This is a genomic window from Nostocoides veronense (assembly GCF_039531185.1).
Taxonomy (GTDB): domain Bacteria; phylum Actinomycetota; class Actinomycetes; order Actinomycetales; family Dermatophilaceae; genus Nostocoides_A; species Nostocoides_A veronense.
The window spans coordinates 1-18,498 of record NZ_BAAAPO010000023.1 but is presented as its reverse complement, the minus strand read 5'-3'; the positions used below and the strand labels follow the sequence as shown (position 1 = coordinate 18,498).

General features: G+C 67.4%; 21 protein-coding genes and 2 pseudogenes. 12 read left to right on the top strand and 11 right to left on the bottom strand.

Annotated elements, in window-relative coordinates; all coding sequences use genetic code 11:
* Window positions 1-2: 2 nt before the first annotated feature.
* Genes ABD225_RS07080 through ABD225_RS07065 form a run of 4 tightly spaced genes read left to right on the top strand, consistent with a single transcriptional unit; the run spans window position 3 to window position 2,812 of the window.
* Window positions 3-965, top strand: coding sequence for an FAD:protein FMN transferase (locus ABD225_RS07080; RefSeq protein WP_344082912.1), 963 nt, complete (start codon window positions 3-5; stop codon window positions 963-965).
* Window positions 962-1,528: a ferric reductase-like transmembrane domain-containing protein gene (locus tag ABD225_RS07075; protein WP_344082910.1), complete on the top strand. Its 567-nt coding sequence runs from the start codon at window positions 962-964 to the stop codon at window positions 1,526-1,528. Before ABD225_RS07080 ends, ABD225_RS07075 begins: the two co-directional genes overlap by 4 nt.
* Window positions 1,525-2,619, top strand: a complete 1,095-nt coding sequence (locus ABD225_RS07070; protein WP_344082908.1) for an NADH-ubiquinone oxidoreductase-F iron-sulfur binding region domain-containing protein — start codon at window positions 1,525-1,527, stop codon at window positions 2,617-2,619. The genes ABD225_RS07075 and ABD225_RS07070 overlap by 4 nt, the downstream gene beginning before the upstream one ends.
* On the top strand, window positions 2,609-2,812 hold the full coding sequence (locus ABD225_RS07065) for a ferredoxin (protein WP_344082906.1): 204 nt from the start codon (window positions 2,609-2,611) through the stop codon (window positions 2,810-2,812). The genes ABD225_RS07070 and ABD225_RS07065 overlap by 11 nt, the downstream gene beginning before the upstream one ends.
* Window positions 2,813-2,965: 153 nt before the next feature.
* Here ABD225_RS07065 and ABD225_RS07060 read toward each other — a convergent pair whose 3' ends face one another.
* From ABD225_RS07060 to ABD225_RS07050, 3 genes are all read right to left on the bottom strand, one after another.
* The gene (locus tag ABD225_RS07060; RefSeq protein ID WP_344082904.1) at window positions 2,966-3,967 is read right to left on the bottom strand and encodes a phosphotransferase; all 1,002 of its coding nucleotides are present in this window, start codon (window positions 3,965-3,967) and stop codon (window positions 2,966-2,968) included.
* Window positions 3,968-3,969: 2 nt separating this feature from the next.
* Window positions 3,970-4,860 carry a GNAT family N-acetyltransferase gene (locus ABD225_RS07055; protein WP_344082902.1) on the bottom strand — a complete coding sequence of 297 codons (891 nt, stop codon included), beginning with the start codon at window positions 4,858-4,860 and terminating at the stop codon, window positions 3,970-3,972.
* Between the two features lie 131 nt (window positions 4,861-4,991).
* Window positions 4,992-5,411 carry a DUF4282 domain-containing protein gene (locus ABD225_RS07050; RefSeq protein ID WP_344082900.1) on the bottom strand — a complete coding sequence of 140 codons (420 nt, stop codon included), beginning with the start codon at window positions 5,409-5,411 and terminating at the stop codon, window positions 4,992-4,994.
* A 90-nt stretch (window positions 5,412-5,501) separates the two neighbouring features.
* Between ABD225_RS07050 and dapB the strand changes: the two genes are divergently transcribed.
* Entirely contained in the window at window positions 5,502-6,251 is a 750-nt protein-coding gene (gene dapB / locus ABD225_RS07045; protein WP_344082898.1) for a 4-hydroxy-tetrahydrodipicolinate reductase, read from the top strand.
* 2 nt (window positions 6,252-6,253) lie between these two features.
* Window positions 6,254-7,027, top strand: a complete 774-nt coding sequence (locus ABD225_RS07040) for an SIR2 family NAD-dependent protein deacylase (RefSeq protein ID WP_344082896.1) — start codon at window positions 6,254-6,256, stop codon at window positions 7,025-7,027.
* A 27-nt stretch (window positions 7,028-7,054) separates the two neighbouring features.
* On the opposite strand, the gene ABD225_RS07035 is transcribed toward ABD225_RS07040, so the two are convergent.
* Genes ABD225_RS07035 through ABD225_RS07020 form a run of 4 tightly spaced genes read right to left on the bottom strand, consistent with a single transcriptional unit; the run spans window position 7,055 to window position 9,467 of the window.
* Entirely contained in the window at window positions 7,055-7,369 is a 315-nt protein-coding gene (locus tag ABD225_RS07035; protein ID WP_344082894.1) for an AzlD domain-containing protein, read from the bottom strand.
* Window positions 7,366-8,097, bottom strand: coding sequence for an AzlC family ABC transporter permease (locus ABD225_RS07030; RefSeq protein ID WP_344082892.1), 732 nt, complete (start codon window positions 8,095-8,097; stop codon window positions 7,366-7,368). Before ABD225_RS07030 ends, ABD225_RS07035 begins: the two co-directional genes overlap by 4 nt.
* Before the next feature lie 15 nt (window positions 8,098-8,112).
* Window positions 8,113-8,742, bottom strand: a complete 630-nt coding sequence (locus ABD225_RS07025) for a GNAT family N-acetyltransferase (protein ID WP_344082890.1) — start codon at window positions 8,740-8,742, stop codon at window positions 8,113-8,115.
* Window positions 8,742-9,467: an enoyl-CoA hydratase-related protein gene (locus ABD225_RS07020; protein WP_344082888.1), complete on the bottom strand. Its 726-nt coding sequence runs from the start codon at window positions 9,465-9,467 to the stop codon at window positions 8,742-8,744. The genes ABD225_RS07025 and ABD225_RS07020 overlap by 1 nt, the downstream gene beginning before the upstream one ends.
* A gap of 193 nt (window positions 9,468-9,660) precedes the next feature.
* Here ABD225_RS07020 and ABD225_RS07015 point away from each other — a divergent pair, with 193 nt between their 5' ends.
* Window positions 9,661-9,786: a hypothetical protein gene (locus ABD225_RS07015; protein ID WP_344083081.1), complete on the top strand. Its 126-nt coding sequence runs from the start codon at window positions 9,661-9,663 to the stop codon at window positions 9,784-9,786.
* A gap of 86 nt (window positions 9,787-9,872) precedes the next feature.
* Window positions 9,873-10,420, top strand: a pseudogene (locus ABD225_RS07010) (IS3 family transposase); the annotation flags it as partial.
* On the opposite strand, the pseudogene ABD225_RS07005 reads toward ABD225_RS07010, so the two are convergent.
* Window positions 10,413-10,689: pseudogene (locus tag ABD225_RS07005) on the bottom strand (ISL3 family transposase); the annotation flags it as partial. The pseudogenes ABD225_RS07010 and ABD225_RS07005 sit on opposite strands and share 8 nt — an antisense overlap.
* Before the next feature lie 264 nt (window positions 10,690-10,953).
* Here ABD225_RS07005 and ABD225_RS07000 point away from each other — a divergent pair.
* Window positions 10,954-12,243: an ISL3 family transposase gene (locus ABD225_RS07000; RefSeq protein ID WP_344082886.1), complete on the top strand. Its 1,290-nt coding sequence runs from the start codon at window positions 10,954-10,956 to the stop codon at window positions 12,241-12,243.
* 152 nt (window positions 12,244-12,395) lie between these two features.
* Here ABD225_RS07000 and ABD225_RS06995 read toward each other — a convergent pair whose 3' ends face one another.
* The gene (locus ABD225_RS06995; RefSeq protein ID WP_344082884.1) at window positions 12,396-12,875 is read right to left on the bottom strand and encodes a dihydrofolate reductase; all 480 of its coding nucleotides are present in this window, start codon (window positions 12,873-12,875) and stop codon (window positions 12,396-12,398) included.
* Window positions 12,872-13,663, bottom strand: coding sequence for a thymidylate synthase (locus ABD225_RS06990; RefSeq protein ID WP_344082882.1), 792 nt, complete (start codon window positions 13,661-13,663; stop codon window positions 12,872-12,874). The genes ABD225_RS06995 and ABD225_RS06990 overlap by 4 nt, the downstream gene beginning before the upstream one ends.
* A gap of 83 nt (window positions 13,664-13,746) precedes the next feature.
* Between ABD225_RS06990 and dapA the strand changes: the two genes are divergently transcribed.
* The 3 genes from dapA to ABD225_RS06975 all read left to right on the top strand — a co-directional run bounded on the left by dapA (window position 13,747) and on the right by ABD225_RS06975 (window position 17,379).
* A complete protein-coding gene (gene dapA, locus ABD225_RS06985) occupies window positions 13,747-14,634 on the top strand; it encodes a 4-hydroxy-tetrahydrodipicolinate synthase (RefSeq protein WP_344082880.1) in 888 nt (295 codons plus the stop codon).
* Window positions 14,631-16,316, top strand: a complete 1,686-nt coding sequence (locus ABD225_RS06980; protein ID WP_344082878.1) for a ribonuclease J — start codon at window positions 14,631-14,633, stop codon at window positions 16,314-16,316. The genes dapA and ABD225_RS06980 overlap by 4 nt, the downstream gene beginning before the upstream one ends.
* Window positions 16,317-16,455: 139 nt before the next feature.
* Entirely contained in the window at window positions 16,456-17,379 is a 924-nt protein-coding gene (locus ABD225_RS06975) for an NAD-dependent epimerase/dehydratase family protein (RefSeq protein WP_344082876.1), read from the top strand.
* 251 nt (window positions 17,380-17,630) lie between these two features.
* Here the strand turns inward: ABD225_RS06975 and ABD225_RS06970 are convergent.
* A partial coding sequence (locus ABD225_RS06970; protein WP_344082874.1) for an ISL3 family transposase occupies window positions 17,631-18,498 on the bottom strand: 868 nt, incomplete at its 5' end.

Below are 18,498 nucleotides of genomic sequence, written 5' to 3'. Positions count from 1 at the left end.
ACATGACCGCCATCGCGCTGCCTCGCCCAGTCACCATCGGCGGGCCAACCTCGGCCCGGTTTCCGGCGATCGGCACCACCCACCGGATCCACGTCACCAACCCCTCCTGCCTCATCGAAGCCACAGCCATAGCGCGCGAGGAATTGGACCTCCTCGATGGGGCCGTCAGCCGCTTCCGACCCGATTCGGAGATCAGCCTGCTGGCCACCCGCGCTGCCCATGGCCCCGCGTGGATTTTCGCTTCCGCGACTCTGTCGCACTATCTCGGGGAGTCACTGCGTGCCGCCCGCCTGACCGACGGCCTCGTCGACCCGACGGTGGGCGCGGCCGTCATGGCAAGTGGGTATGACGCGGATCTGCTTCTCGTGCAACGTCGTCCGGCCCTGACCGACCCCGGTGCTGATGCGGTCGTCCCCGGGTGGCGGCACATCGACCTCGATCCGGCCACGCGTCGTCTGTCTGTCCCGAAAGGGTGTTTGATCGACCTCGGGGCCAGCGCCAAGGCCGAGGCGGCGGACCGCATCGCGCAGCGCTTGGCGGACCGACTTCCTGGCGGCTTCTTGGTCAACCTCGGCGGAGATATCGCCACCAGCGGCGAGTTGCCCGACAACGGATGGCGGATCGGCATCGAGGCCGCGAATGGCTCGATTCTTCAGGTCGTCACAGGGACTGGACAGGCGTTTGCCACCTCGTCGACGCAGAAGCGCACCTGGGCGACCGGGGTTGGCGGCGAGCGGCGGCATCACATCGTCGACCCCCGCGCCGGCCGCACCGCCACATCGCCATGGGCCCAGGTCACCTGCGCGGCAGCCAGCGGGCTTGAAGCCAACGCGGCCTCAACAGCGGCCATCATCCTCGGTGACCAAGCGCCGGAATGGTTGCGCCGCAACGGCATACCAGCGCGGCTGGATGCACTCGACGGGTCTGTGACGACGACCCCAGGATGGCCGGAGGCCGACCAATGAGCAACGAACTGCTGTGGTATCTCTCCCGCGCAACGGGCATCACCTCGATCGCGCTGCTGACGGCTGTCCTGGTTTTGGGCGTCATCACCTCCGGTCGCCGGCGACCAACGGGCCAGCGTGCAACCGTTCTCATGGGCCTGCATCGGTGGTTGTCGCTGGGAATGCTGGCCTTCCTCGTCACCCACATCACGACGGCCATCGCGGAGACCTATGTCTCGATCGACTGGATCTCGGCGCTGGTTCCCTTCACCTCGGCATACTCCACCGCCTGGGTCGGGCTGGGCACTCTTGCCTTCGACCTGCTCCTTGCCGTCACCGCGACCTCTGTTCTGCGGCAACGGATTCCAGAGCGGCTGTGGCGACGCGTGCACTGGGGCGCCTATGCCATGTGGCCGCTCGCCCTGGTGCACGGGCTGATGCTCGCGACCTCGGTCGAGCCAATTCTTGCGGCGATCACCATCGCCTGCGGGGCCATCGGCGCGGCAGCTCTCGCCTGGCGTGTCAGCACGCGCCATGCCGATCGCGACGCCCGCCTCACCGCCCTGCAAGGGGAGTGGTCATGAGCCTCGCCGACCTGCTGGAGGACGCCGGCCTCACGGGCCGCGGCGGAGCGGCCTTCGCGACCGGGATCAAGGTGCGAGCCGCCCAGGAGTCCGCTGCCGCCGTGATCGTCAACGCCTGTGACGGCGAGATCGGCGCGGCCAAGGACGGCTGGGTGGTGGCGAACCATCTGCCGCAGCTGCTGGAGGGTGCCCGTCTCGTGACTGGTGGCCGGCCGGCGCGCTTCGCGGCCAAGCGCGGCACCCGGACTTTCGATCTGCTCTGCGCGGCCGGCCTTGATGTCCTTGGCGTCCCGAATCGCTATGTGTCATCGGAGGAATCGGCGCTCATCTCGCTGGCCCGTGGCGGTCTCGCCCGTCCCATGACCAAGTCCGTTCCGTTCGTCCGCGGCGGCGGCCGTGATGGAAGCGATCGGCCAATTCCCGCGACGGTAGTCCTCAACGCGGAGACCGTATGGCGCGTGGCCCAGATCGCCGAGCACGGCGCCGAATGGTTCCGTGGCTTCGGGACAACCGCTGAGCCGGGACCGCGTCTGGTCACCATCAGCGGTTCTGTCGGGCAGCCCGCAGTGGTGGAGACCGAAGCGGGCGTCCCGATGCGGCACCTTCTCGACAGCGCCGGCGGGAGCCTCGAGGGAGCCGAGTATGTCGGCATCGGTGGACTCGGTGGGGTGCTGATGCCCATCGCTGCTGCCCGCGAAATACATTGGAGCGCAGGGGATCTCGCGCCATACGGCGGGACCGTCGGGCCCGGCGTGATCACTGTTCACGATCCGGACGAGTGCATCGTGCGGGCGGTCGATCGGCTGCTGACCTATGCCGCCGGCGAAAGCGCTGGCCAGTGCGGCCCCTGCATGTTCGGGCTGCCGGCAATCGCATCCGACTGGCACGCCCTGGCGACCGGCGCGGATTCGCTGGCGGCCGACCACCGGCTGGAAAGCCGGCTGGAACTGTTGACCGGGCGGGGGGCCTGCCGCTTCCCCGACGGCATCGCTCGCTTCACCGCCTCAGCTCGCACTGTTCTCGCCGGGCACCTGGCCGCCCACGCTGCCGGCCGATGCCCAACACGCCAAAAGGAGCGTCATGTCGCCTGAGCCGACAACCGAGGTCCGCATCGATCGCATCCGCTGTTCCGGCCACGGCATCTGCGCGCAGCTGCTTCCCGAGACAATCCGGCTCGACGAATGGGGCTATCCCATCCAAGGCGCCGGCAGGGTGGACGCGCGAGCCGCCAAACGGGCCGTCGACTTCTGCCCCGCCCGCGCCCTGCGGCTGACCAGCGACTAGCCCGACGGGTCGCAACCTCGCCGCCTTCCCCCTGTCCCTGCGAGTGTCGTCAGGCTGGCTCGCCCGCCAGCGGAGCGGGGTTCGTGAACGCGAGCGGGGCTAGAGCCCCGCTCCCACTCACAAGCCCCGCTCCGCTCGGGAGTCCGGGTCTGGCTAAGGCGAGGAGTCGGGTCCGGCATACTCCGTCAGCCACCACGACTCGGCGTCGCGCCAGTCGGGCTCGACCGCCTCGATCGGCACCTCGTCGAGCAAGCGGCGCCACGACAGGGCCCGGTGGACACCGGCCACGACGCGCGCCACGGGAACGGCGGCGCGTAGGGCAGTGGGTGACGCGAGGTCGCTCCAGTTGTCCAGGTAAGCGTCGGTGGCGCGCAGCACGCGCGGATCGTCGGCGGGGCAGCTCAGGGTGTGCGCCATACCGTCGAGAGGAACCCGCAGGACGGACAGAGGTGGCGCCCACAGGGCGTCGCCAAAATCGAAGAAGCGCAAGGGCCGGTCAATCTGGCCGAGGAACGCGTTGTTATCGTGAAGGTCGTTGTGTTGCAGGGAATTCGGGATTCCCACGGCATCCAAATCCTCGCACGCCCGGCGCAGCTTCGGCAGTGCTCGCCGCGCGGCTGTCAGCTGTTCGATGCTCAGCCCACGCGGGTCGCCCGGTGCGAGGTGCGCCAGGTCATCCAGCCGCTGCTCGAGGTATGCCGCGGTCTCACTCGCCGGGAGCGGCGTCACTCCGCTCGCGCGAACCGCGCTCTCGTGCGGCACGAGGCCACGCTGCAGAGCGCCGTACTCGCCCAGCACCCGCTCCCAATCTGCGGGGCTCCCGCCGTCCTTCTCCCGCAGCGTTCCCCCTTGATCCGGGCTGAGCAGCCACCCGCGGTCCGGCTCGATCGCGATGGGGGTGACCACCCGGTCCGGAACGAGTCGAGCTAGCGTCTCGACGAGCCGGGCCTCGAAGGCCTGCCCCGGGTTGTTGGTCTTGAACCACACCCGGCCGTGGTCCGTCGGGATCGTGAGTTGGGTCGACCAGAACCGCACTCGGGGCTGCTCGATCGCGCCCGTGATGCGGTATGCCGCCCGCCCCAACTCCTCCTCGATCCACGCCGTGGCCTCGGCTCGCCATTCCGCTCCCGACCAGACTGCTGCCCAGTCCTGCACGATCAGTCCTGTTCCACGACAAGGAGATTCACCGTGTCTTCGACGGGCACGAAGCCGATGCGCTGATAGACACCATTGCTTGTCGGATTGGAGAGGTCGGTGAACAGGCAGGGCGTCGCATCCTGGTCGAGGATGGCCTGCGAGACCGCGGCGGTGACGCCGGCGGCATACCCGCGCCCGCGCTGCGTAGGCGGGGTGTAGACCGGACCGATGCGGGCGAAGCCATATGCCGGGCGGCGGGTTGCCGCGCACGAGACGACCTCGCCCTCGACCTCCCACACCCACTGCCCGCCCGTGCCGATCCGGTCCAGGATGAACCGCTGGCCCTCCCGTCGCCGGTCCGCGGGCGACAGGTCGGCATGGGGTGAACCTGGAGCCGCCTCGTCGTGAAAGGCATCCAAGAAATCGACCAGCCTGTCGACGTCCGCCAGCTCAGCAGGCCGGGCGAGGCCCGGCACGTTCTGCGGCGGACGCAGGGAATCCAATCGAAAGAGCCGCGTGCTGACCTTGGTCTCGATCTGGCCACCCCACTCCTGAACTAACCGCTCGCAGAAGGCCCGTGCGGCCTCGGGGGAGCCATTGGCGCCCTGGGGTCGCTCGCCGCGCTCAGTGATTCGCTGCGCGAGCTCGCGGGCAGCGGCCGCATCTACCCCAGTCATGATCGGTGGCCAGTCGCCGGAACGCATGGCCACGGCGGCGACCGAACGGCCGGGGGTGTCCAAGGTGGCGAACCAATACGGCGTGCCGTGCCGCCGCACCGGTTGATCTTCGCCCGCGACCAAGCGGTCGACCATCGAGGCGATCACGGTGCACGTCAACGCATGCTCCCGCAGGAAGTCGCGCGCGCATTCGGCGAAGGCGCGCGGATCGTCATACAGCTCCCACGTGTTCATCGCGCCAGGCTAGGGGAGCGTGCGGCTGGGGCGCCGCCGGATTTCCCCGCGCCGCAGAGGGGCCGACCCGGACTGATCCGGGCCATCCTGGCGCACGCGATCACGCCGCGTACGCCAGGATGGCGGAGCACTCAGCGCGGCAGCCGCTGGTGGATGTCCTCACTCATGCGCACGACGGCGAGATAGATCTCCAGCGTCATGCGGATGAAGGCCAGGTAGATCAGGAGCAGCACCGGTCCGATGATCAGCATGAACAATCCGCTCGCGGCACTGTCGCTGAAGGCCGCGATCACCAAGAACAGGTACACCAGGCCGAGCGCCACGGTCGCCAGGATGTAGACGAACTTGATGATCATCGGGGTGATGAAGCGCGTGAACGAGAAGTCGAATAGGGCGCTGAAGAAGCCACTGGGCGAGTTGATCGCAGATCCGCCAGCTGCGGGCGGGGGGAAGCTCGCGCCTGGCGCCGGGTACGGATTCGTTGCTGGTGGCGGCGGGGGAGCGCCGAACGGGTTGCCTTGCGGGTCAGGATTGTTGGGCGGAATAGTCATGTGAATTCTCCGGTGGATCGGCTGTTGGGTCCTGCCCGGCCATCCTTTCAAGATCAAGAGATTGTGCCCAATCGCCATAGGCTGAGACGCATGAGCACAGTCCTAAAAGTGGCCGTCATCGGGGCGGCCGGCCGGATGGGGGCGACCGTATGCCAGGCCGTCACCGACGCTGCCGACCTTGAGTTGGTTGGCCGCTTCGATATGGGGGACGCGCTCGGCGATTTGGGTGGCGCCGATGTCGTGGTCGAGTTCTCCGTGCCGAGCGCTTCGCTCGCCAACGTCCAGCACTGCATCGCGCAGGGTGTCGATGTCGTCGTCGGGACGACCGGTTGGACCCCCGACAAGTTGGAGCTCTTGCGGGAAAGCCTTGCGGCACAGCCGGATACCGGAGTTCTGATCGCCCCGAACTTCGCGATCGGCGCCATCTTGATGATGTCCTTCGCCCAGCAGGCGGCCCGCTTCTACGAGTCGGTTGAGGTCATCGAATTGCACCACCCCAACAAGGTGGATGCGCCGTCGGGAACCGCGGCACGCACCGCTGATCTGATCGGCGCCGCGCGCGAAGAGGCGGGCCTCGGGCCGGTCCCCGACGCCACAACACAAGACCCCGGCGGGGCGCGTGGGGGGCGGGAGCACGGCATACCCGTGCACTCGGTGCGTCTGCGCGGGCTCGTCGCGCATCAGGAAGTGCTCTTCGGCGGGACCGGCGAGATGCTCACCATCCGCCACGACAGCTTCGATCGCTCGTCCTTCATGCCGGGCGTCGTCGCCGGGGTGCGGGCCGTCGGGCAGCACCCCGGACTCACGGTCGGCCTCGAACACTATCTCGGGCTCACCTGAGGATGACCGAGACCGTGGAGGTGCCGCGGGCGCTGGTCCAGGTTGCCCAGCGCGCTCGTCGCGTCGTCGTCCTGACCGGCGCGGGCATGTCCGCTGAGAGCGGGCTATCCACCTTCCGAGACCCGGAAAACGGCTTATGGCAACGCTTTTCGGCACAACATCTCGCCTCCGCAGCCGCCTGGGATGAGGATCCCGCGTTGGTATGGGCGTGGTACGTGTGGCGTTTCGAGTGCGTCGGAGAAGTGCAGCCCAATGCTGGCCATGACGCGATCGCGCGCTGGAGTGAGCGGACCGACCTCGCCGTCGTGACGCAGAATGTCGACAACCTCCACGAACGTGCCGGGACTAGATCGGTCGTGCACCTGCACGGGTCGATCTCAGCCTTCCGCTGCAGCGCGTGCGAGCGGCCGCATGCCGAAACCCCGGTCCTCCCGGACGAGCCCGTCGAACGCCTCGCACCGCCACGGTGCGCAACTTGTGCTGGCCTAATTCGGCCTGGAGTCGTGTGGTTCGGGGAGACCTTGCCGGACCGCGCTTGGGTCGACGCAGTGGCCAAAGTGTCCGAAGCCGATCTGGTGCTTGTCGTGGGAACAAGCGGCATCGTCTACCCAGCCGCCGGCCTGCCCGCCATCGCGCGGTCGGAGGGTGCCGTCGTCGTCGAAATCAACCCGCAGACGACCGATATCTCTGACATGGCGGATCTGTCCTGGCGGGAAACGGCGGCGAGGGCGTTGCCGGCCCTGGTTGACGCGGTGCACGACGGCGAATGCCCGTGAGGCCAGCTCGCCTCAGGAGCCGACCGCTTAGGACCAGCCGGCTAGCCGCAGCAGGGCCGCGGTCGCAGCGGCGGCACCGACAACAACCAAGAAGTTTGCCTTGCGCCACAACAAGATTCCCGCGACCGCGACGGCGGCAAGCCGGGCGTCGAGGACGATGCGGCCCGCATCCCCGGCGAACGTCTGGGTGACGATCAATCCCGACAACAGAGCCGCCGGCAGCAGGGCACTGATCCGGGAGACGCGGGGTCCTTCGAGGAGGCGGGCCGGGACGACATACCCGGAGAACTTCAGCAGAAAGGCGAACAGGCACGCTAGGAGAACCGTGGTCCACGTATTCATGGCGTCGGGTCCGATCCCTGAAGCCCCGGCTCGCCCCGCTCGTGTCGTCCGTGGGCGATCCACCCGATGATCACGGCCGCGATAGCGGCGAGGATGACCGGGATTCCCGCCGGCACGAGGGGGATGGTCAGCAGCGCGATGAACGCGGCGAGCACCGCCGCTGCCCGTCCGTCGCCCGTGGATAGGCGTGGCCAGAGCAGGGCGCAGAAGGCGCCAGCCGCGGCGGCATCGAGTCCCCACGTCTTCGGATCGCCCAGCGCGTTGCCCGCGAGGGCTCCCACGAAGGTCATCAAGTTCCACCCGATCAGGACGGCTAATCCGGTGACCCAGAAGCCGATTCGCTGCGCTCGCGGCTCCTGCTGGCCGATACCGACGGCCGTCGACTCATCGATCGTGATGTGCGCAGCGAGCAGTCGCTTGGGGCCGCGGGCCCCAAGAAATTGGGAGACCTGGAGGGCATAGAGCCCGTTGCGGATGCCGAGCAGCGAAGCGGTCGCGATGGCTGAGGTCCCCGAGCCACCCGCGCCGAGGATGCCGACGAGGGCGAATTGCGATCCGCCGGTGAACATCAGCAGGGACAGCGCTTGGGTCTGTAGCACCGTGAGGCCCGACGCGACCGATAAGGCGCCGAAGCTGACCCCATACAGGCCCGTCGCCACGCCGACCGAAATCCCCTGCCGCACAACCTCTTTGCGGCGGCCCTCGCTGAGTTCCGCCTCAACCGTCATTTCGGGGGCTCTTCCTCATGCCTCGAGGTCTGACGGGGCGAGGCTCGCACGAACACGCACCTCCCGAAGCGTGGCGCCGTCCGGTGAGACGACCCGGTCGCGGAACGCACCATCGGGGCCCAAACCGGCACCCATCAAGAAGGCGCGGGTGTCGTCGGCGTCGGCCGGCAGCCAGGCGCTGACCTCCTCGGCGCCGAGTTCGCGAAGCTGATCAACGCAGGCGTTCAGCAGGCGCGAGCCATGCCCCTGCCGGCGCCCGAGTGGGTGCACGGCGAGCAGCGTGATCTCGCCCGTCGCCTGTCCGGTGTCCGGGTCCTGGCTCGGCCCGAAAGCCGCCAGCCCCACCACCTGCGCCCCCGCCAAGGCAACAAAGAGCCGGTGTATGCCGTCCGCCGGCGGCGCGCTCAGCGCCTCCCGCCAGCCCTTGGCGAAGGCATTCGGATCGAAAGCAGCCGAGACCTCGGGCGGCAGTCGGTCGGCATAGGTGTCGATGAAGACCTGCGCCTGCACCTGCCCGATGGCGGGGGCGTCGCTGGGGCGCGCCGCCCGAACGCTCGCGTCGGCCTGCGGCCCGAGGGCCCCTTCGTGGGGGTGGTCGTGGCCGGTGTGGTCGTGGTCGGCGTGGCCCTCGTGGTCGTGCGACATCAGTGGCCCTCGAAGATCGGCGCACGCCGTTCGGTGAACGCGGCCCGACCCTCGCGGAGGTCATCACTGGCCCACGCGCGGGCGAAGGCTGCCTCATAGATCGCCAGCGTCGGCCCGTCGTGCACGGCGAAACCCGTCTTCGACCCGGCCTGCGACAGGGGCGCCAGCGGGACAGCCGAATGCGCCATTGCCTGGGCGGCGGCCAGATCGCCCCGCTTCTGGGTGAAGCCGAGTCGCCAGGCATCCTCGGCGTCCAGGACGGCAGCCGTCATCGTCATCAACCTGGCCGCCCCCTCACCCCAGAAACGTCGGAGGCGATCGATCGTCCAGTGATCGACCATCAACCCCAGCTTTGCGACGGGCACGGCGAACTTCGCGTCATCGGCGACGACGCGCACATCGCAGGCGAGCGCCAACTGCATACCCAAACCCATGCAGGACCCGGAGATCGCCGCGACCGTGAGGATCGGTTGCTCGGCGAGACGGACGAGGACATCGCCGAGGTGCCGGGTGAACGCGACATCCTCGAGCTCCACGAGATCGGCCCCCGCGCAGAAGTGCCCGCCCGCACCGGTGATGATCACCGCGCGCGCCCCGTCGGCAACGGCCGCACCGACTGCCGCGTCGAGTTCATCGAGGCTCTCGGTGTTCAGGGCGTTACGTCGCTCCTGGCGATCGATCACGATGGTCGCGACGGACCCGCTAAAGGATGAGGTGATGGGCACCGATCCACCCTAATCAAGGAATGGCAAGACGCCGGAATGTCGAAGGTTCGTCGCCTAGATCGCTGGCGGCGATACTCAGCAGGAGTATGCGCAGCAGGTGGATCCCGTGACCACGGCACCGATGAGGTTGTCGTTGACGTCATATTGCCCGAAGCTGCCCGTTCGGAACTCACCCTCCATCCAGAGATAGAACGTGAAGGTCGCCGTGGGGCCAGCCGCCAGGGTCGTGCCGGAGGCGCTCGTGAAGTATGCCGTGCCCGCCGGCGCCGAGGCGCAGGTGGGTGCGGTGGTGCCGCTGAAGTCGGAGGCGAGCCGGTAGGTCGGAGCATTAGCGGATGTGGAGGGGGCGCACGTGACGGAGACGGTGGCCGCGGTGGCATTGTTCGTGGTGACGATTTCGCCGCCTACAAGAAGACCGCCGCCGACGGAACGCTGACCTCCAGTCCATTGCAGTCGAAGACGACCAGGAAGAGCGTCGGCTCGGTGCCGCCGGATGAGACGCCGGAGCAGAAGATCGTCCGGCTCGAGGCCCGTTTCAACGAGCTTGAGGTCGAGACCACCAAGCTGAGCACCGAACGGGAGATCCTCCAGCGGGCGGCCAAGTATTTCGCCGGGGAGACGCGCTGGTGAGTCGCTTCCAGTTCGTCGCTGACAACTCCACCACCTTCGAGGTGAAGCGACTGTGCGAGCTCGTCGAGGTGACGCGCTCATCGTTCTACGCCTGGCTACAGGCGGCTCCGTCCCGGGAGGCCAGGGCTGCGGCCGACGCGGCACTGGCTGAACGGATCAGAGCCGTCCATGAGGACGACAACACTCAAGGGGCGCCGCGGATCACCGCAGAGCTCAACGACAGCACACCGGCCGGTGAGCGCGTGAACCACAAGCGCGTCGCGCGGGTGATGCGGCTTGAGGGCATCCGTGGCTACGTGAAGAAGCGTCGGGTGGTCGCCACACGTGCCCGCACTCGGTGCACCGGTAGCGGCGGAGCGTGATCAACAAGACGGTGGGTCGCCAACCGAACGGTTCGTGCGCCAGCCGCCGGCTGACGGTGTCGCGTGGGCCCGTGACAACCGCACCGGTGACACCAGTCGTCCGGGTCGAGGACTCGGCAGGCGAGCACCGCACGGTCGGGCTGGAGGAACTGACCGGTGACCTGCAAGCCAAGGGTGTCCAGGCCGGTGAAGGTGGTCAGGTCCGGGGTCGTGAAGGTAGCGTCGAGCATGTCGAGGTCTTCCAGATGGACAGTGTGAGAACTTCCATCATCGGGAGACCTCGACCCTCAACCCGTCAGCGACGCGCTACCGCTTGCGACACCCTCGATTGTGAAGAGCCCGTAAAGTGCGCGGATTAGATAACCACGCGTCAGGGATGCCATGCAACTTTAGCGGCTCTCCGACCTTGAGCGGGGTGCCCTGATCTGAGAGGGCTCGTGGCCCCGGGTCATGCTGTTGGTCTCTACTCCGTCAGCAGCAACGAGGCCACGAGCATGATCGACAGTACGTCAGTGCTGTTCGGGCTGGAAGACGAGTTCGTCGTCACCGGTCTTGAACGGCTCAGCGAGAGCGACTTGAGGGTCGTGATCGAGTGTCGGGACCGGGAAGCGCCGTGTCCGTCCTGCGGAGTCCTGTCCTCCAGGGTGAAAGATCGCCCCACGGTGCGGGTCAAGGACTTGGACGCGTGCGGGCAGGTGGTCCAGCTGTGGTGGCACAAGCGGCGCTTGGTGTGCCCCGAACCGTTATGCGGCACGCGGTCGTTCACGCAGCAGTCCGAGGCGATCCCCGCACGGGCGCGGCTGACCGGACGGCTGCGGGAGGCCATCGCGACCGAGATCGCCACCGGGAACCGGGCGGTCGATGAAGTCGCCCGCACGCATGGAGTGTCCTGGCCGACGGCTCACCGGGCCCTGGTCGCCGCGGCCGCGCGGTGGCTGCCCACTCCGGAGCCGACTCGGGTGTTGGGGATCGATGAGACCAGGGCACGGTCGGTGCGGTGGGTCCTGGCCGACGCCGGCTGGCGCCGCACCGACCCCTGGCTGACCTCGTTCGTCGACGCCGACACCACCGGCCCGGGGAGGATGCTGGGGTTGGCGCCGGGCCGGTCCGGGGCGTGCGTGCGGGACTGGCTCGCTGAGCAGAGCGCTGAGTTCCGTGAAGCGATCGAGGTCGTGGTGATCGACACCAGCGCGCCCTACGCCTCCGGGATCCGGGCGGCGCTACCGCACGCGCGGATCGCGGTCGACAAGTGGCACCTGGTCGCCCTCGCCAACACGATGGTCACCGAGATCCGGCAGCGAGTCACCCGCGAGCGGTACGGTCGGCGCGGTACCACGAAGGAGAAGGTGTGGGTCAACCGGCAGCTACTGCTCACCGGGTACGAGCACCTGAGCATCAAGCAGCGTGCCCGGCTCACGGCGACGTTCGCGGCTGAGGACCCCACGAACGAGATCGGCGCCGCCTGGGGCGTCAAGGAACGCCTCCGACTGCTCCTGGCCGAAACCGACGAGCACCGGATTCGGCACCGGCTGTACGAGTTCTATCGAGACGCCGCCGACGCGGCCATGCCCGAGACCACCCGCCTGGCCAGCACCATCGAGACCTGGTGGCCCGCCATCCACGTCGCACTCACGATGGACGTCACCAACGCCCGCACCGAAGGCTTCAACAGGATCATCAAGAACACCAAACGCGTCGCCTGCGGCTTCCGCAACCTCGAGAACTACCAGCGCCGGATACTCTCAACCATCGCGCTCACCCGAGCCCGACGAGACGCAGCATGACCACGAACCGCCCCGCGGAAAGTCGAAGAGCCACTTTAGCTGCACAGAAATTTCCGCTAACGCATTGTTCCCCGCCATGAATACCCCCAAGGGGGTGGAGTCTAGATATCTGGAGATAACCTCTAAAGGGTGAGATCTGTGCGTTAAATCGCTCAGTCCAAAATATCCGACGCCACGAAGCGCACTTCAGTGAACCCCGTGTGATAAACGCGCTCTGTTTCGCGCCACCGCTCAGCAGGCCACGTCGGGAAGTACGCGTCCCCCGCTGGGGAGCCGGGGATCTCGCTGAGAATCATGCGATCGGCCAGGGGCAAGGCTTGGGCATAGATCTCGGCGCCACCGGCGATGAAGACCTCGTCCACCGCGCCGGCGAGCTGCAGGGCGTCGTGGAGGGTGCGGGCGGTAGCGACCTCGAGGTGGTGCCACTCGGGATCCCTGGTCAGCACGATGGTCCGCCGGCCTGGGAGAACGCGCCCGATCGACTCGAAGGTCTTGCGCCCCATGATCAGGGTGTGGCCCAGCGTGGTTGCCTTGAAGTGGGCCATCTCGCCCGGCACGCGCCAGGGAATCTCGCCCTGGTTGCCGATGACGCCATTCTCGGCAACGGCCGCGATCAGGGTGATGCGGGTCATATAGCGATCGGGGCTTTGATGCTCGGGTGGGATTGATAACCGACGAGCTCGATATCCGTCAACTCATAGGCGTCGATGGAGTCTCGAGGCGCGATGTCAATCTGCGGGAGGGGATAGGGCTGGCGCGACAATTGCTCACGGGCCTGATCAAGATGGTTCAGATACAGGTGGGCGTCGCCGAGCGTGTGCACGAAGTCGCCGACCTCCAGGCCGGTTTGCTGGGCAACGAGGTGGGTCAACAAGGCATACGACGCGATATTAAAGGGGACCCCAAGGAAGATATCCGCGCTGCGTTGATAAAGCTGACAGGACAATCGTCCTTCTGCCACGTGAAATTGGAAAATCGTGTGGCAGGGCGGCAGGGCCATATCGTCCACATCGGCCACATTCCATGCCGAGACGATATGTCGCCGGCTGTTCGGGTTGCTCCGGATCGACTCGATGACCCCGGCGATCTGATCGACGGTCCGCCCATCCGGGGTGGGCCAGCTGCGCCACTGATAGCCATAGACCGGGCCCAGATCGCCATTGGCATCGGCCCATTCGTCCCAGATCGTGATGCCGCGCTCTTGCAGCCACCGCACATTGGTGTCGCCGCGCAGGAACCACAGCAGCTCACCGAAAATCGAGCGCAAGTGCAGCTTCTTCGTCGTCACCACGGGGAAGCCCTCGGCCAGGTTGAACCGCATCTGGTGCCCAAAGATCCCGAGCGTGCCCGTCCCGGTGCGATCGGAGCGCTCCACACCCTCATCGAGCACGCGCTGCATCAGATCGAGGTATTGCCGCATGCCCGGAGCCTAAGCCGTGGCATGTCAGGGCTCGCCGGGGCGCGCGGAGTAGAGGTGGGCAGAGCCTCGATACCCTGGGAGCTATGAGGACTTCTCCGTTCGGCCGTCTCATGACGGCGATGGTCACCCCGATGACACCCGACGGTGAGCTCGATCCCGCGGGCGCAAAGGCGGTCGTCGAGCACCTGATCGGCACCGGGCACGACGGGATCGTCGTCAATGGCACGACGGGAGAGTCGGCGACGCTGACCTCCTCGGAGTCCATCGAGATGGTCGAGTGGGTGTGCGCGGCCGCCGCAGACCGCGCCGCCGTCGTCGCCGGCGTCGGCAGCAATGACACCCGCCACGCGGTGGAGATGGCCAAACTCGCGGCCGCAGCCGGGGCGGACGGGCTGCTGCTCGTCTCGCCGTACTACAACAAGCCGACGCAGGCCGGCGTTCTCGCACACTGCCGCGCCGTCGCGGACGCGACCGACCTGCCGGTACTGCTCTATGACATCCCCGGCCGCACCGGCATACCTTTCACGACCGAGACCCTGATCGCGCTCGCCGAACACCCGCAGATCGTCGGTGTCAAGGACGCCAAGGGCGACCTGTGGGCCGCCTCGCAGGTGATGGCCGCGACCGATCTGCTGTGGTTCTCCGGCGCCGACGAGGTCAACCTCGCCCACCTCGCCCAGGGGGCCACCGGCGTCGTCTCCGTCGTCGGGCATGTCGCCGGCCGCCGGTATGCCGAGATGCTCGCCGCCGTGGACGCGGGCGACCTGCCCACCGCCCGCCGCATCCACCTGGCCCTGATCCCCCTCGTCGAGGCCCTCATGAACACCAGCCAAGGCGGCATCATGGCCAAGGCCGCACTGAAGGAGCTCGGCATCATCGAGCACGCGACGGTCCGGTTGCCCTATGTCGAGGGCCCGCCGGCCGATCTGGAGAAACTGCGGGCGGCGCTGGCGCAGACCGATCTCGCATGATCCACCCGCATCCCGACCTCGCCCCGCCCGGTCCGCTCGCCGAGGGCGCCGTCCGCGTCCTGCCCCTCGGGGGCCTCGGCGAAATCGGCCGCAATATGACGGTCATCGAGCATGCCGGTCAGCTGCTCGTCATCGACTGCGGTGTCCTCTTCCCCGACGAGCACCACCCCGGCATCGACCTGATCCTGCCGGACTTCACGGCCATCGCCGACCGCCTCGACGACATCCAGGCCATCGTGCTCACCCACGGCCACGAGGACCACATCGGCGGCGTGCCCTATTTGCTGCGCCTCAAGCACGACATCCCGCTCATCGGCTCCAACCTGACCCTGGCCCTGATCGAAGCCAAGCTCAAAGAGCACCGGATCACGCCATACACCTTGGCCGTCAGTGAAGGCTCCCGCGAGCGGCTCGGCGTCTTTGACTGCGAGTTCGTCGCGGTCAACCACTCCATCCCGGATGCCCTCGCCGTGGCGGTGCACACCGCCGGCGGGACGCTGCTGCATACCGGCGACTTCAAGATGGACCAACTTCCGCTGGACGGCCGCCTCACCGACCTGCGCGCCTTCGCGGGCCTGGGGGAGGAGGGCGTCGACCTCTTCATCACCGACTCCACGAATGCCGAAGTGCCCGGTTTCGTCACGCCCGAGCGCGAGATTTCCCCGGCCATCGACAAGGTCTTTCGGCACGCACAGCGCCGGATCATCGTCGCCTGCTTCTCCTCCCATGTGCACCGGGTCCAGCAGGTCCTCGACGCCGCGCACAAGGCGGGCCGCAAGGTGGCGATGGTCGGCCGGTCCATGGTCCGCAATATGGGGATCGCCGCTGACCTCGGCTACCTCCACGTGCCGGATGGCATCCTCGTCGACTTCAAGAAGCTCGGTGACCTGCCGGACGAGAAGGTCGTGCTCATCTGCACCGGCAGCCAGGGCGAGCCGATGGCGGCGCTGTCCCGGATGGCCAACCGCGATCACGCCATTGACATCGGCCAGGGCGACACCGTTCTGCTGGCATCCTCGCTCATTCCCGGCAACGAGAATGCCGTCTACCGCGTCATCAATGGCCTGATGCGGCTCGGCGCCGATGTCGTGCACAAGGGCAATGCGCGCGTCCACGTCTCCGGGCACGCCGCCGCGGGCGAGTTGCTCTACGCCTACAACATCGTCCGGCCCAGCAATGTGCTGCCCGTGCACGGCGAATGGCGCCATCTCGTGGCGAATGCCGAACTCGCCATCGCCACCGGCGTCGCCCGCGACCGCGTTGCGGTCATCGAGGATGGCGTCGCCGTCGACCTGGTGGACGGCCGGATCCAGATCGCTGGCGCCGTCGAATGCGGCTATGTGTATGTCGATGGCTCCTCCGTGGGCGGGGCCGACGAGGCGCTGCTCAAGGACCGCCGGATTCTGCGTGACGAAGGCTTCATTTCCATCGTTGTGGTCATCGACTCGGTCAGCGGCAAGGTGATCGGCGGCCCCGAAATCTCCGCTCGCGGCTTCGTCGAGGACGCCGAAATCTTCGAGGACATCCGCCCGGGTCTGGAGCGAGCGCTCTCGGACGCGACCGCCAATGGCGTGCGAGATGTCTACGAACTGCAGCAGATCATCCGTCGCCAGGTCGGGAGTTGGGTGGGCCGCAAGATCCGCCGCCGCCCGATGATCATCCCGACGGTCATCGAGGCCTAGCGCCGGCGCTCCTACCGCGTGACGGTCGTACTTTTCGGCAACTTTGGGTCGACTAGATGCGATCTTCCCTGCCCATGCTCCATTCTGGTCTGCGGCTCGCCGCGTGGCCGGCCCTGGACGCTTCGAGGCAAGAGCAGGCATGAAGATCCTTATCACCGGCGGTGCCGGCTTCATCGGCGCGAATCTCGTTCGCCACGCCCTCGCCGCCGGACATGCCGTGCGCGTCATTGACGACCTGAGCACGGGGTATGCGGACAACCTCGCGGGTCTGGATGTCCAGTTCGTGCACTCGAGCGTCATGGACCGAGACGCAATGCACGGCGCCGCTCATGGCGTCGACTCAATTCTGCATTTGGGTGCGCTCGGCAGCGTCCCGCGCAGCATCGCGACCCCGGAATCGACCCATGAGGTCAACGCGACAGGCAGCCTGCGGGTCCTTGAAGCCGCCCGAGCGCAGGGTGTCGGGCATGTCGTCGTCACCTCCTCGAGCTCGGTTTATGGCATGAATCCCGCGCTGCCCAAGGACGAACGTGCGTGGGTGCGCCCCATGAGTCCGTATGCCGTCAGCAAGCTCGCGGCCGAGCAGTACACCCTGGCCTACCAGCAGTCATATGGCATGGACACCCTCGCGTTCCGCCTGTTCAACGTTTTCGGGCCCTTGCAGCGGGCGGGGCACGCCTATGCCGCCGTCATTCCGATCTTCATCGACGCACTCTTGCGCGGCGAGAACTTGCCCGTGAACGGCGACGGCACACAATCGCGCGACTTCACTTATGTGGGCTCTGTATGCCGGGTGCTCCTCGAGGCGGCAGAGCGCCGGATCAGCCATCCGGAGCCCGTCAATCTGGCCTTCGGGACCAATACCTCCGTTCGTGAACTCGTGCATCGGCTTGAGGCCCTTACCGGTCAGCGGGCGACCACGGTGCTTAAGGCCCCACGCGTCGGCGATGTGCCCCACTCCCAGGCCGATGGCTCGGTCCTGAGGGCGCTCTTCCCGGCAGTGGCTCCGGTCCCTCTGGACGACGGACTCCGCGACACCATTGCGTGGTTCAACGAACAGTAAGTCGCCCCGCGCTCGGTTGTTGCCTGGGCTTCTGAAACGCCAACGGCTGATTGCTTTGTTGGGACGGCCGTTTCTGCAACTCCAGCTCGACGGGCCTGTGTACCCCGTCGTATATCGGTGGCTCGCAGAGCGGTCAGTACACCTCGTCGGTCTGCTGACAATCAGCTCCAGATCGCACCTTCGGCACCAGGCGGCTTGCCCGCCTGGTGCCGAACTGCTGTAAAGGAAGATATGACGGCCTGGATAGTGGCTCATCCCAATCGGCGGTTTAGGAGTTGGGGTCTGAAGCCGCCGGTCTCGAGCAGGCTTCGGGCGATGTAGTTGGTCAGGTTGCGGAACCCGAGTGCGGAGCCGCGCAGGTGTTCGAGCCGTCCGTTGAGCGCCTCGGTCGGCCCGTTGCTGGTGCCGGGTCGTTCGAAGTAGGCGAGCACGTCAGCGGCTCGCTTCTTCAGGGTCCGGCCCAGGGTGGTGAGCTCGGTGAGCACCTTGGGGACGCCGGCGCTGAGGTCGGTGATCAGCTTCTCCATGAGCTCGCGGCCACGTTGCCGGTCCTCGTGGCGATAGGCGGCTATCATGCGCTGGTAGACACCCCAGGTCGCCTCGACCTCGACGTGAGCGTCATCAACGAACAGCGCGCGTAGCCTCTCGCTCTGCTTGTCGGTGAGCAGGTCCGCGCCGGTGTGCAGCGTGCGCCGCGACTTGTAGAGCGGGTCGTCCCTGAACCCACGGTGCCCGTGGATCGCGAGTTGGACCCGGCGCCGGCACCTGTCGAGGGCGTCACCGGCCACGCGCACGACGTGGAAGGGATCCACCACCGTGACCGCGTCCGGGATCTCCTCTGCAGCGGCGGTCTTGAACCCGGTGAGGCCGTCCATCGCGACCACCTCGACCGCGTCACGGAAGACGTCGTCGCGGTCGGCGAGCCAGGTCTTGAACGCCGCCTTCGACCGGCCCTCGACCATGTCCAGCAGCCTTGCTGGGCCGGCGCCATCGCGGACCGGGGTGAGGTCGATGATCACGGTGACGTACTTGTCGCCACGCCTGGTGTGCCGCCAGTTGGGTCGGCCCGGGGCGCGGTGCCCGGATTGCTCGGGGTCCGTTTCCCCGGGCCGCCCGCCG

Coding starts and splice junctions, on each gene's coding strand:
- ABD225_RS07080 (WP_344082912.1), top strand. CDS start 3: ATGACCGCCATCGCGCTGCCTCGCCCAGTCACCATCGGCGGGCCAACC.
- ABD225_RS07075 (WP_344082910.1), top strand. CDS start 962: ATGAGCAACGAACTGCTGTGGTATCTCTCCCGCGCAACGGGCATCACC.
- ABD225_RS07070 (WP_344082908.1), top strand. CDS start 1,525: ATGAGCCTCGCCGACCTGCTGGAGGACGCCGGCCTCACGGGCCGCGGC.
- ABD225_RS07065 (WP_344082906.1), top strand. CDS start 2,609: ATGTCGCCTGAGCCGACAACCGAGGTCCGCATCGATCGCATCCGCTGT.
- ABD225_RS07055 (WP_344082902.1), bottom strand. CDS start 4,860: ATGAACACGTGGGAGCTGTATGACGATCCGCGCGCCTTCGCCGAATGC.
- ABD225_RS07050 (WP_344082900.1), bottom strand. CDS start 5,411: ATGACTATTCCGCCCAACAATCCTGACCCGCAAGGCAACCCGTTCGGC.
- dapB (WP_344082898.1), top strand. CDS start 5,502: ATGAGCACAGTCCTAAAAGTGGCCGTCATCGGGGCGGCCGGCCGGATG.
- ABD225_RS07040 (WP_344082896.1), top strand. CDS start 6,254: ATGACCGAGACCGTGGAGGTGCCGCGGGCGCTGGTCCAGGTTGCCCAG.
- ABD225_RS07035 (WP_344082894.1), bottom strand. CDS start 7,369: ATGAATACGTGGACCACGGTTCTCCTAGCGTGCCTGTTCGCCTTTCTG.
- ABD225_RS07030 (WP_344082892.1), bottom strand. CDS start 8,097: ATGACGGTTGAGGCGGAACTCAGCGAGGGCCGCCGCAAAGAGGTTGTG.
- ABD225_RS07025 (WP_344082890.1), bottom strand. CDS start 8,742: ATGTCGCACGACCACGAGGGCCACGCCGACCACGACCACACCGGCCAC.
- ABD225_RS07000 (WP_344082886.1), top strand. CDS start 10,954: ATGATCGACAGTACGTCAGTGCTGTTCGGGCTGGAAGACGAGTTCGTC.
- ABD225_RS06995 (WP_344082884.1), bottom strand. CDS start 12,875: ATGACCCGCATCACCCTGATCGCGGCCGTTGCCGAGAATGGCGTCATC.
- ABD225_RS06990 (WP_344082882.1), bottom strand. CDS start 13,663: ATGCGGCAATACCTCGATCTGATGCAGCGCGTGCTCGATGAGGGTGTG.
- dapA (WP_344082880.1), top strand. CDS start 13,747: ATGAGGACTTCTCCGTTCGGCCGTCTCATGACGGCGATGGTCACCCCG.
- ABD225_RS06980 (WP_344082878.1), top strand. CDS start 14,631: ATGATCCACCCGCATCCCGACCTCGCCCCGCCCGGTCCGCTCGCCGAG.
- ABD225_RS06975 (WP_344082876.1), top strand. CDS start 16,456: ATGAAGATCCTTATCACCGGCGGTGCCGGCTTCATCGGCGCGAATCTC.